This is a genomic window from Tepidimonas sp. (genome assembly GCF_036824975.1).
Lineage (GTDB): Bacteria > Pseudomonadota > Gammaproteobacteria > Burkholderiales > Burkholderiaceae_C > Tepidimonas.
Map to the genome: position 1 here is coordinate 1 of NZ_DAISZC010000069.1, position 11,564 is coordinate 11,564.

Here is an 11,564-nt window from a genome sequence, read left to right on the forward strand (position 1 = left end):
CCTAAATCTTTACCCCAGCAGGCGCTGCAGCGCCTCGCGGTACTTGGCGGCCGTCTGCGCAATCACCTCTGGCGGCAGGGGCGGCGCGGGCGGTGTCTTGTTCCACGGGCGGCCGTCGATGCGCACCTGCTCCAGCCAGTCGCGCAGATACTGCTTGTCGAAGCTGGGCGGTTGGCTGCCCTCAGCGTACGATTCGGCCGGCCAGTAGCGCGAGGAGTCGGGTGTTAGCACCTCATCCATCAGCGTCAGCGTTCCGTCGGCATCCAGCCCGAACTCGAACTTGGTGTCAGCAATCAGGATGCCCCGGCTGGCGGCATAGTCGCTGGCCGTCTGATACAGCCGCAGCGAAATGTCGCGGATGCGCTCAGCCAGCCCGCCGCCGATGCGCCGGGCCATCTCGTCGAAGGTGATGTTTTCGTCGTGCTCGCCCACCGCGGCCTTGGCCGCTGGGGTGAAGATGGGCGCGGGCAGTTTCGAGGCGTTGCGCAGGCCCGGCGGCAGCGGCACCCCGCACACCGCCTGCGACTGCTGGTACTCCATCCAGCCGCTGCCGGCCAGGTAGCCGCGCACCACCGCTTCCACCGGGATGGGTTGCAGCCGCTTGACCAGCATCGATCGCCCGCGTATCTGCTCGCGCTCCTCGGGGGCCACCACGCTTTCCGGGTCCTCGCCGGTCAGGTGGATAGGGCACAGGTTGGCACCCTTGGGGCCCAGTTTGTCGAACCAAAACAGGCTCAGCGTGGTCAGCAGCTCGCCCTTGCCCGGGATGGGCTCGCCCATGATGACGTCGAACGCGCTGATGCGGTCGGTGGCCACCATCAGAATACGGTCGTCGCCGACGGCGTAGTTGTCGCGCACCTTGCCGCGCGCCAGTAGCGGTAGCGAGGTGAGGTGAGAGGTGTGCAAAGCAGTGGTCATACACTCGGCCCCGGAGGCTGGCGCGCGTGCGCCCGGGCGGCATTATCGCCGCAGCGCGCAGCGCGCCGCCGTGCCCTACCCGGTGCCCGGGGCTGCCCCGTCACCGTCCTTTCCCCCATCGCACGGATCTGCACCCCATGACCCGCATCTTGATTTTGTCTGTCGGCGGCACCATCGGCATGGTGGCCTCTGCCCGTGGCTATGTGCCCGCCCCGGGTTTGGGTGAGCGGCTGCGGCACGCGCTGCGGGGTGCGGGTGCAGCGGCCGATGCCCTGCCAGCGTTTGATGTGCTGGAGCAGCCGCCCATCGACAGCGCCGATCTGCGCCCGACTCATTGGCGCGCGTGGGCGCAGGCGCTGCAGGCAGCCTGGGATGACTACGACGGCTTCGTGCTGCTGCATGGCACCGACACCATGGCCTGGAGCGCCGCGGCGTTGGCCTTCATGCTGCGCGGGCAGGACAAGCCGGTGATCTTGACCGGGGCCCAGGTACCGCTGGGTGTGGCGCGCAGCGACGCGCTGGCTAATGTGTGTGCGGCGCTGACCCTGGCGGCGTGTGCGGACGTGCGCGAGGTGGCGGTGTGCTTCGGCCGCCATCTGTGGCGCGGCTGCCGGGTACGTAAAGTGTCGGCGCAGCGCTTCGACGCCTTCGCGGCCCCGAATGACGAGCCGCTGGCCGAGCTCGGCATCGCGGTGGCGCTGCACCGGCAGCGCCTGTGGCGCTGGTCCCACGGCCGTCGGTTTGCCGCACCCCCATTCGATGACAGGGCCGTGGCAGCGCTGGCGCTGCACCCGGGACTGGGGGCGGTGGCGGTGCGCGCCCTCACCGCCGATGCGCGGGTGCGCGCGCTGCTGTTGCACAGCTACGGCGCGGGCAACGTGCCCGCCCAGGACCGCGCTTTTCTGGATGCGCTGGCCGACGCCTCGGCGCGGGGGGTGGTAGTGGCCAACGTCACCCAGTGCTGGCACGGGGCGGTCGATCCCGGTGCCTATGCCACCGGCTCGGTGCTGGCCGACGCCGGGGTGGTGCCGCTGGCCGATATGACGCCCGAGGCCGCGTGGGCCAAACTGCACGTGTTGCTGGCCGGCGGGGCCGACGCGGCCACGGTGCGCGCAGAACTCGGGCGCAACTGGTGCGGAGAGCTCGGCCCGCAATACCAGCCGTGATGCGCTGCGCGCCGCTTCCTCGGCGTCGGTGGGTCGCGCTAAGCGGTCGAGCGCACGACCCCGTGGGCCGCCGACATGATGACCAGAGCCTACTCCTGGTGGTTGACAATGAAGGTTGCGATGCCATGGCCGTTCTCGACGGCATGGTCGAGCAGTTTGCGCATGGATAGAAGCGCCATGGAAGTCTGCCGCAGACGGCACTCATTGTACGGAGCGGACCACCGTCCGGCGTGGCGGCTGGACCGGGCAGGCGCCGCCGCGGCGGATGCGGCCGCCGATGGCGGTCAGGGAGTCAGCACCTGACGTACCGCATGTTCCCACTGCGCCAGCCGCGCCTGCGCTTCCGGTGGCGACAGCGTGGGGTAGAAGGTGCGTTCGGCCCGCCAGCGCGCGCACACATCGTCTACTCCGCGGAACACCCCGGCCTGCAGGCCGGCCAGATAGGCGGCACCGAGCGCGGTGGTTTCGGTGACGGCAGGGCGCACCACCGGGATGCCCAGCAGGTCGGCCTGGATTTGCATCAGCAGGTCGTTGACGCTGGCACCGCCATCCACGCGCAGCTCGGTCAGCGGCCCGCCGCCGTGCGCCTGCACATCGCGCTGCATGGCCTGCAGCAGCACCGCGCTCTGGAAGGCGATGCTCTCCAGCGCAGCGCGCGCAATGTGCGCCACGGTGGTGCCGCGTGTCAGGCCAACGATGGCGCCGCGCGCCTGCGGCGCCCAGTATGGAGCCCCCAAGCCAGTGAAAGCCGGCACGAAGATGACGCCACCGGCGTCGGGGACGCTGGCCGCCAGCGGCTGCACCTCGGCGCTGGTGCCGATGACGCGCAAGCCGTCGCGCAGCCACTGCACGACGGCCCCGCCCACGAAAACGCTGCCCTCCAGCGCATACTGGGGGCGGGCAGCCTCGGTTTGGGCAGCGGCGGTGCTGAGCAGGCCGTTGCTGCTGGACAGTGGGGTGTTGCCGGTGTGCAGCAGCAAAAAGCAGCCCGTGCCGTAGGTATTCTTGGCCAGCCCCGGCGCCAAGCAGGCCTGGCCAAACAGCGCGCTTTGCTGGTCGCCCGCCACGCCACCGATCGGTACCTCGGCACCCAGCAGTTCAGCGCGGCAGAGACCGAAATCAGCGCACGAGGGCCGCACCGCCGGCAGCAGCGCGGCAGGGATCTCGAAAGCGCTCAGCAGCGCCTCGTCCCAACAGTGGCGCCGGATGTCGAATAGCAGGGTGCGCGAGGCGTTGCTGACGTCGGTGGCGTGGACCGCCCCCCCGGTGAGCTGCCACAGCAGCCAGCTGTCCACGGTGCCGAAGGCCAGCTCGCCACGGACGGCACGTGCGCGCGCCTGCGGCACGTGCGTCAATATCCAGTGCAGCTTGGATGCCGAGAAATACGGGTCGATGCGCAGCCCGGTGCGCTCGTGGACCAGCGGCTCCAGACCCTGCGCGCGCCAGCGGGCACACTGGGGCTCGGTGCGGCGGTCCTGCCAGACGATGGCTGGGCACAGCGGCGCGCCGCTGCGGCGATCCCACACGAGGGTGGTCTCGCGCTGGTTGGTGATGCCGATGGCCGCCAGATCGTGCGCGCGCAAACCGGCCTGGGCCAGGGCGGCGCGCGCGGTGTCGAGCTGTGTCTGCCAGATCTCGAGGGGATCTTGTTCGACCCAACCCGGCTGCGGATAGTGCGCCCGCAGCTCGCGCTGGGCCAGCGCCAGCAGGCGACCGTCGTCGTCGAATACCAGGCTGCGCGAGCTGGATGTGCCCTGATCGAGCGCAAGCAGATAACGGCCCATGTCGTCGTCTCCGAAAGCGTCGTCGCTTGGGCGACAGCACTGAGGTGGGTGCGTACGTCCACCGTCGGCACGCGCCGGCCCCGGTGTTGGCCGCCCCGCCGTGGCCACCGCCCCCCAAAGAAAAGGCCGCCGGCCTTGGCCGGCGGCAAACCCGGCGAACCGCGGTGCAGGGCCACGGTTCGCCGCAACCGGTGGCGGTCGACTCAAGCGCGCTTGAGGTTCGGGAAGCGCACGTGTTCGACCAGCTCCTGGATCTCGCGCTTCGGCGCCGGCGTCAGCAGACTGACGATGATGATCACCGCAAAGCCCAGCGGCACACCGAAGATGCCCGCCGAAATCGGCTGGATACCCCACCACATGTTGTCCGCCACCGGGCTGGTGACGCCAAAGACACTGCGCAGCCAGGGCTGCGTGGTGGCCATGTAGTAGAACGTGATGCCAAAGCCCGCGATCATTCCCAGAATCGCCCCCCACTTGGTGGCCCGCTTCCAGAAAATGCCCAGCGTCAGCGCCGGGAAGAAGCCCGCCGCCGCCAGCGAGAACGCCGCGGAGACCAGGAACAAGATGTCGGCCGGCTTCTGCGATGCAACATAGGCGGCCATCAGCGCCACGATCAGCAGCAAGATCTTCGACAGCATCACCCGGCGCGAGGTCGGGGCATTCGGGTCGATCATCTTGTAGTACAGGTCGTGCGACAGCGCGTTGGCGATGGTCAGCAGCAGCCCGTCGGCGGTGGACAGCGCCGCCGCCAGACCGCCGGCGGCCACCATGCCCGAGATCACGTAAGGCAGCCCGGCGATCTCGGGCGTGGCCAGCACGATGATGTCACCGCCGATGCGCATCTCGCCCAGCTGGAAGATGCCGTCGCCGTTGACGTCGCTGACCGACAGCAGCGCCGCATCGACCTTGCTCCAGTTGGCGATCCAGTCGGGTAGTTTGTCGAAGGGGGTACCCACCAGGACATTGAATACCTCGTACTTGACCAGCACCGCCAGCGCTGGCGCCGTGAAGTACAGCAGGAAGATAAAGAACAACGACCACGTGACGGATTCGCGCGCTTCTTTGACTGACGGCGTGGTGTAGTAACGCATCAGGATGTGCGGCAGCGCCGCGGTGCCCAGCATCAGACAGAACACCAGCGCCAGGAAGTTGCGCCGCGACTCATTGAAGGTCTTTTGCGCCTTCTCATCGCCGTTAGGGTCTCCTGCGAACTGCTGCGCGTGGCGCGGCATGCCGGCCAGCGGCTTGGCGCGAGCTTCTGCCGCCGCTTTGGCCTTGGTCCAGGCGTCCTTGGCCGCTGCCTCGTCTTTGGGCAGGCTGTCGAGTGCCTTTTGGGCGGCGGCGATCTGGTCGGCCGGCGCGTTGGCGGCGCGCAGCTCCTCCAGTTTTTTCTGAGCGGCGGCGCGATCCGCGGCCAGCGCGGCCGGCACGTCCTTGAGTTTTTCACCCAGCTCCTCGGCCCGCTTCTTGAAGATCTCGATCACCTCCTTTTCCTTCGCGTCGTTGATCAGACGCTGCTCGGCTTCGGTGACTTTCTGCAATTGCTGGCCGTAAATGAGCTGCGGCACGGGGAAGCCGGTTTGTTTGACCGACAGCCACACCACCGGGATCAAGTAGGCGATGATGAGAATGATGTATTGCGCCACCTGCGTCCAGGTCACCGCGCGCATGCCGCCCAGGAACGAGCACACCAAAATGCCGCCCAGCCCCAGGAAGATGCCAATCTCGAACGCCACGCCGGTCAACCGCGTGGTGATCAGGCCCACCCCGTAGATCTGGGCCACCACGTAGACGAACGACACGAAGATGGCGATCAGGATGCCGATCAGCCGCGCCGTGTTGCCGTCGTAGCGCGCGCCCAGGAAATCGGGGATGGTGAACTGGCCGAACTTGCGCAGGTACGGCGCCAGGAACAGCGCCACCAGGCAGTAGCCGCCGGTCCAGCCCATGATGAAGGCCAGCCCGCTGTAGCCGGTCAGGTACAGCGTGCCGGCCATGCCAATGAAGCTGGCCGCCGACATCCAGTCGGCACCGGTGGCCATGCCGTTGTAGATGGCCGGCACGCGCCGACCCGCGACATAGTACTCGGCCGCATCGTTGGTGCGGCTCATGATGCCGATGCCGGCATACAGCAGCACAGTGGCTAACAAGAAGATGTAGCCGACCCACTGCTTGGGCAACCCGATCTGCTCGAGAATGGCCAGCGCCACCACAAAGATCAGAAAGCCTCCCGTGTACCAACCGTACACCTTGTTGAGCTGTTTCTTGAAGGCGGCGTTACTGCCGGCGGAAAACACCCCGCCGGCCGGTTCAGGCGTCAGTCCAGCCATGATCACTCCTCCTCAGCGACGCCGAATTCACGGTCGAGCCGGTTCATGTAACGCGCATAAAAGCCGATGATGGCCACATAAACCACCAGCGCGCCCTGCGCACCGACCCAGAAGCTAAACGGCCAGCCGAAAAAGTTGAAGTTGAGATCGCGGGCAAAAAACCCGACCACAAAGGTAACGAAGAACCAAATCACCAACAAAATGCCGGTGATACGTAGGTTCTTTTGCCAGTAGCGCTGGTGCGCTTCGGACAGTTGCATTGCTTGTCTCCTCATTGCCATTGAGGGGCAGGCAACCCGCCCCCACCGTTTTCGGCGGTTTGTGTGCCGCCGCCCCTTGCAACCCGCAGCGCTTAGGCTGTCTGCGCCGCGCGCAACCCCGTCTCGCGTTCCAGCTGGGCCGCGACACGCGGTTCGAAGCCCTGGAGGTGGCGAATGATGCGCACCGCCTCCTCGGCTTCCGCCCGGTCGGCATGAATCCGGGCCATCTGGTACCAGGCATACGGACTCATGGGTTGCAATTCGGTGTTGCGGCGCAGCGCGGCCAGGGCCTCATCCAGTCGGCCCAAGCGCATCAGCACCAGGCCCAGCCCGTACCAGGCGCGGTCTAACCGCTCGTCCAGTGTCAGCGCCTGCCGGAAGCTCGCCTCGGCGGCGTCGAGCTCACCCAGCCGTTCCTGCAGAAATCCCTGGTTGAACCAATGGGCGGCGCCGTCGGGCGCCACCTGCACCAGGCGGGCCAGCACCGCCAGCGCCTCGCGCGGTCGTTGCAGTTCGGCCAGCAAATGCGCCTCATAGGCCAGCAGCTGTGCGTCGTTGGGGTGCTGGCGCAGTGCGGCTTGCACCACGGCGAGTGCCCGATCCTCGCGCCGCCACCAGATGAACCAGCGTGCCCGCCACAGAGCCCAACCCACCGCAGTGGTCGTTGTCATCGGCAGCCCTCCATCCCGATGGCCACGCAGTGTTCGATCTTGGCCAGCGTCACGGCCAGATACAGCACGGCCATGACACAAAACGCCACCACCGGCAGCAGCCGCGGCGCCAACTGGCGGGGAGCGATCCAGCGCGCCGCCCCAACCCAGGGTCGGTTGAGCACCTGAAACAACTGGTAAAACAGATTGCCTTCGCGGCGCCGACCGGCGATGATATACAGGGCCCCCTGTCCCAGTAGGGCCAGCAGACCGATGTACAACACCAGTTGTGCTGCGTTGAGCCACAACAGCATGGCGAGAAGCAGACGAATGACCGTGGTGCACGATGGTCGCGCGTTAACCCTTACCAGATCCTTACAAACCCCGCCAACCTAGGGAAAGTCCTAAGCCATGGCCAAGCCCTTGGTGCCGCAACCCCTCGTCAACCCAGTGTCTGGCGGCCGTGCGTCTTCGGATGGGTCGGCGCTCGGCACGCCCCATCTCGATTGGCGCTTAGGCGATCTCCCACGGCGCAACCCGGTGGTGTTGCCCGCCGACGCACCGTTGCGCGATGCATTGCAGACCATGAGCGCGCGTCGCGTCGGCTCGGTGCTGTTGCTCGACGCGCGGGGAGGGCTGGCCGGCATTCTGACCCGCGGCGACGTGCTGGAGCGCATCGTGTTACCTGGGGTGGGGCTGCAGGAGCCCAGCGCGCGTGTGATGAGCCAGCCGGTGCATACCTTGTGCGCCGATGACACGCTGCACGATGCCGTGCTGCTGATGGCACGCGAGCGCATTCGCCACGTGCCGGTGCTGGACGGACAGGGTCAGCTGATCAACATTGTCTCCGAGCGCGACTTGTTTGCCCTGCAGCGTCATACTCTGCAGCACGTCGGTCACGCCATCGACCGTGCGGCGACGCTGGCCGAGTTTGAGCAGGCGGCTGCAGCCATCCGTGACTATGCGCGGCACCTGCAGCGCCAAGGGGTGCGCGCGCGCGTGCTCACCGGACTGATCGCCTCGCTCAACGATCGCCTGACACAGCGCCTGGTGGCGTGGCAGCTACAGGCGCATGCGCTGTCAGCCGAAGCCATGTGCTGGGTGGCGCTGGGGTCGGAAGGACGCGGCGAGCAAACGCTGGCCACCGACCAGGACAACGCGCTGATTTTTGCCGTCGAGTCGGGCCAGTCGGTAGAGGCGCAGCGTGCGCGCTGGTTGGCATTCGGTCGCGCTGTCAACGAGGCGCTGGATGCCTGCGGCTATCCGCTGTGCAAAGGGGGCATCATGGCCGGCCAGCCAGAGTGTTGCTTGACGCTGGATGAATGGCGCGCCCGCTTTGCCGCCTGGATCGAGGGCGGCACGCCGCGTCAGTTGCTACAGGCGGCGGTGTTTTTCGATTTGCGGGCGATCGCCGGCCGCGCCGACTGGGTGCAGACGCTGCGCGCCGAGGTGTTGCAGCGCGTGCGGCGCACGCCGCGCTTTCTGCGGCTGATGGCGCAGGCCCACTTGGAGCACCCGGTGCCGCTGCTGTGGCATGGCGGTATCCGTACCCGCCGCGAGGGGCCACACCGCTGGTTCGACCTGAAGCTGCACGGCACCGGCCTGATCGTCGAGGCCGCCCGCATTCTGGCGTTGGCCCACGGAGTGGCCGCCACCGAAACGCGCCAGCGCCTGCTGCAAGGGGGCGCGGTGGCCGGCGCCCCCGAAGCCGAAGTACAGGACTGGGTGGCGGCGTTCGACCATTTGCAGGCCCTGCGGCTGGCGCACCAAGTCGACCCGAAGGAGGACACCGCACCCAACCGCATCGACGTCGCGACACTGGATGCGGTGGCGGCACAAAGCCTGAAAGCGGCCTTGCATGCCGTGCGCACCCTGCAGCAGCGGCTGGCGCTGGATTACTTGCGCTGACGCGAACCGGACGCAGCGCTGCCTCAGGCTACTTGACCGACCTTGAGCATATTGGTGCCGCCGGGCGTGCCCATCGGCTCGCCCGCGGTGATGACGTAGCGGTCGCCCGGTTGCAACCGACCGCGTGCCCGCAGCTGCTGTTCGGCCTGCACCAGCGCAGTGTCGCGGTCGGCGCTGCCGCCGCTGATGCGCAGTGCGTGCACATTGCGGTACAGCGCCAAGCGGCGCGCGGTGCTGACGCGCGGCGTGATGGCGAAGATGGGGATGTCCACCGTGTGCCGACTCATCCACAGCGGCGTCGAGCCCGATTCGGTCAACGCGATGATGGCGCGCGCCTGCAGGTGAGACGCGATGAACAGCGCCCCCAGGGCGATCGACTGGTCGATGCGCTCGAAGCGCTTGCCGATGAAGTCGTGGTCCAGCGCGTCGTGGTAGGCCTGTTCCGCGGCCAGGCAGATGCGCGCCATCTCGCGCACCGTCTGCAGCGGATACTTGCCGGCGGCGGTTTCGGCGCTGAGCATCACCGCGTCGGTGCCGTCGAGCACGGCGTTGGCCACGTCGCTGACTTCGGCGCGCGTGGGCACTGGCGCGTGGATCATGCTCTCCATCATCTGCGTGGCGGTGATGACCAATCGGTCGTGCGCGCGCGCCAGCGCAATCATGCGCTTTTGCAGCGCGGGCACCGCGGCGTTGCCCACCTCCACCGCCAGGTCGCCGCGCGCCACCATGATGCCGTCGCTGGCCAGCAAAATCGCCTCCAGTTCGGGAATCGCTTCGGCGCGCTCGATCTTGGCAATCAGACCCGGGCGGTGGCCGTCGGCCGCGGCTTCCTCGCACAGCCGCCGTGCCAGCCGCATGTCGTCGGCGTTTTTCGGGAAGCTCACCGCCACGTAGTCGGCGTGCAGCGCCATGGCGGTGGCGATGTCGGCCATGTCCTTGGGCGTCAGCGCCGGTGCCGTCAGGCCACCGCCGCGCTTGTTGATGCCCTTGTGGTTGGACAGCTCACCGCCGGTGAGCACGCGCGTGTGCACCGCCGCGCCCTCTACACGGACCACCTCCAGCTCGATGAGGCCATCATTGAGCAGCAACACGTCGCCGGGCACCACGTCGCGCGGCAGCTCCTTGTAGTCCAGCCCCACGGCGTGTTCATCACCCGGCTCGGTGCGTGCCGCATCCAGCACGAACGCCGCGCCCTCGCTCAGCATCACCCTACCATGGGCAAAGCGCCCGACCCGGATTTTGGGTCCCTGCAGGTCGGCCATGATGGCCACCTCACGGCCGTGGCGCTGCGCGGCGGCGCGCACCCGCTCGGCACGCTGGCGGTGGTCGTCGGCGCTGCCGTGCGAGAAGTTCAGCCGCACGACATCGACGCCAGCGGCAATCATCGCGTCGATCACCTCCGGCGCGTCGGACGCCGGGCCCAGGGTGGCGACGATTTTGGTGGCACGCAGTGACATGGACACTCCCGTCATCGAGCCGTGCATGCGCCCAACGCCGACGGCGCCGGTACACAACCACAGCGTGCGCTATCGTACGCCACCGGGTTGACCTTTCGATGACTGTGCCCGCACGCGCAAGGCCCGCAACGATGACGAAATCCGAACGAAACCATCGAACTGCGCAACCGTTGCGCGGCATCCATGTTGTCAGCCTGGCGCTGAATCTGCCCGGCCCCGCCGCGCTGCAGAGGCTGCGCGCGCTGGGGGCGCGCTGTACCAAGGTCGAGCCGCCGACCGGCGACCCGATGCGCGGCTACTGTGCTGTCGCCTACATCCAGATGCACCGTGGTGTGCGCACCGTCACGCTGGATCTGAAGACCGCAGCGGGCCAGCGCCGTCTGCAGCGGTTGCTGGCTGGCGCCGACGTGCTACTGACGTCGTTTCGGCCGTCGGCCCTGGCCAAGCTGGGGCTGGATGCGGCCAGCCTGCAGGCACGCTGGCCGCGGCTGTCGCTGGTGCGCATCGTCGGCGCCGTCGACGCACGCGCCGAGGAAGCCGGACACGACTTGACGTACCAGGCCGAAGCCGGGTTGCTGGACGGGCTGGCCCTGCCGTCCAGCCTGCTGGCCGACATGGGGGGAGCGTTGCTGGCCACTGAGGCGGTGCTGGTTGCTCTGCGCCAACGCGATGCCACGGGCCACGGCGTCGTGCGCGACGTGGCGCTGGCCGAGGCCGCTGCCTGGCTGGCGCTGCCCCGCTGCTGGGGGCTGACCGCACCCGGCGCCCTGTTGGGCGGCGCGCACGCCGGCTATCGCGTCTATGCCTGCGCCGACGGGCGCGTGGCGGTGGCGGCACTGGAGCCCCACTTCGCGCGCCGCGTGGGCGAGGTGACGGGTCTGGGGCCCCTGACACCCGACGACTGCCTGCAGCCCGCCACGGCCCAGGCGCTGGCGGCATGGTTTAGCATCCGCTCGCGTGCCGAGCTCGACTCCCTGGCGCGGGCCCACGACCTGCCATGGGTGACGTTGGCCTAGGCCACAGCGTTTAGCCCCGCGCCCGCCGCTGCAGCACCTCCACCGCCGGCAGCGTCTTGCCCTCCAGCATCTCCA

The 11,564-nt window shown here is 68.1% G+C and carries 10 protein-coding genes; 3 read left to right on the forward strand and 7 right to left on the reverse strand.

The genetic code is table 11. The features are described 5' to 3' along the window. Positions 1 to 9: 9 nt before the first annotated feature. On the reverse strand, positions 10 to 918 hold the full coding sequence (locus V7Z54_RS08220) for a phosphoribosylaminoimidazolesuccinocarboxamide synthase (protein WP_334135753.1): 909 nt from the start codon (positions 916 to 918) through the stop codon (positions 10 to 12). A gap of 137 nt (positions 919 to 1,055) precedes the next feature. Here V7Z54_RS08220 and V7Z54_RS08225 point away from each other — a divergent pair, with 137 nt between their 5' ends. Beyond that, positions 1,056 to 2,084, forward strand: coding sequence for an asparaginase (locus V7Z54_RS08225; protein ID WP_334135755.1), 1,029 nt, complete (start codon positions 1,056 to 1,058; stop codon positions 2,082 to 2,084). Positions 2,085 to 2,368: 284 nt separating this feature from the next. On the opposite strand, the gene glpK is transcribed toward V7Z54_RS08225, so the two are convergent. The 5 genes from glpK to V7Z54_RS08250 form a co-directional block, all read right to left on the reverse strand. Further along, positions 2,369 to 3,868, reverse strand: coding sequence for a glycerol kinase GlpK (gene glpK / locus V7Z54_RS08230; RefSeq protein ID WP_334135756.1), 1,500 nt, complete (start codon positions 3,866 to 3,868; stop codon positions 2,369 to 2,371). A 203-nt stretch (positions 3,869 to 4,071) separates the two neighbouring features. Beyond that, a complete protein-coding gene (locus tag V7Z54_RS08235; RefSeq protein WP_334135758.1) occupies positions 4,072 to 6,198 on the reverse strand; it encodes a sodium:solute symporter family protein in 2,127 nt (708 codons plus the stop codon). Positions 6,199 to 6,200: 2 nt separating this feature from the next. Then, positions 6,201 to 6,458 (reverse strand): DUF4212 domain-containing protein, encoded by a 258-nt coding sequence (locus tag V7Z54_RS08240; RefSeq protein ID WP_334135759.1) that lies wholly within the window; start codon positions 6,456 to 6,458, stop codon positions 6,201 to 6,203. Positions 6,459 to 6,550: 92 nt separating this feature from the next. After that, the gene (locus V7Z54_RS08245; protein ID WP_334135760.1) at positions 6,551 to 7,129 is read right to left on the reverse strand and encodes a tetratricopeptide repeat protein; all 579 of its coding nucleotides are present in this window, start codon (positions 7,127 to 7,129) and stop codon (positions 6,551 to 6,553) included. Further along, positions 7,126 to 7,422 (reverse strand): hypothetical protein, encoded by a 297-nt coding sequence (locus V7Z54_RS08250; protein ID WP_334135761.1) that lies wholly within the window; start codon positions 7,420 to 7,422, stop codon positions 7,126 to 7,128. Before V7Z54_RS08250 ends, V7Z54_RS08245 begins: the two co-directional genes overlap by 4 nt. 97 nt (positions 7,423 to 7,519) lie before the next feature. On the opposite strand from V7Z54_RS08250, the gene V7Z54_RS08255 reads away from it, so the two are divergent. Further along, positions 7,520 to 9,016, forward strand: coding sequence for a DUF294 nucleotidyltransferase-like domain-containing protein (locus V7Z54_RS08255; RefSeq protein WP_334135763.1), 1,497 nt, complete (start codon positions 7,520 to 7,522; stop codon positions 9,014 to 9,016). A gap of 23 nt (positions 9,017 to 9,039) precedes the next feature. Here V7Z54_RS08255 and pyk read toward each other — a convergent pair whose 3' ends face one another. After that, positions 9,040 to 10,473, reverse strand: a complete 1,434-nt coding sequence (pyk, locus tag V7Z54_RS08260; RefSeq protein WP_334135764.1) for a pyruvate kinase — start codon at positions 10,471 to 10,473, stop codon at positions 9,040 to 9,042. 131 nt (positions 10,474 to 10,604) lie between these two features. Here pyk and V7Z54_RS08265 point away from each other — a divergent pair, with 131 nt between their 5' ends. Next, entirely contained in the window at positions 10,605 to 11,489 is an 885-nt protein-coding gene (locus V7Z54_RS08265) for a CaiB/BaiF CoA-transferase family protein (protein WP_334135765.1), read from the forward strand. Positions 11,490 to 11,564 lie beyond the last annotated feature (75 nt).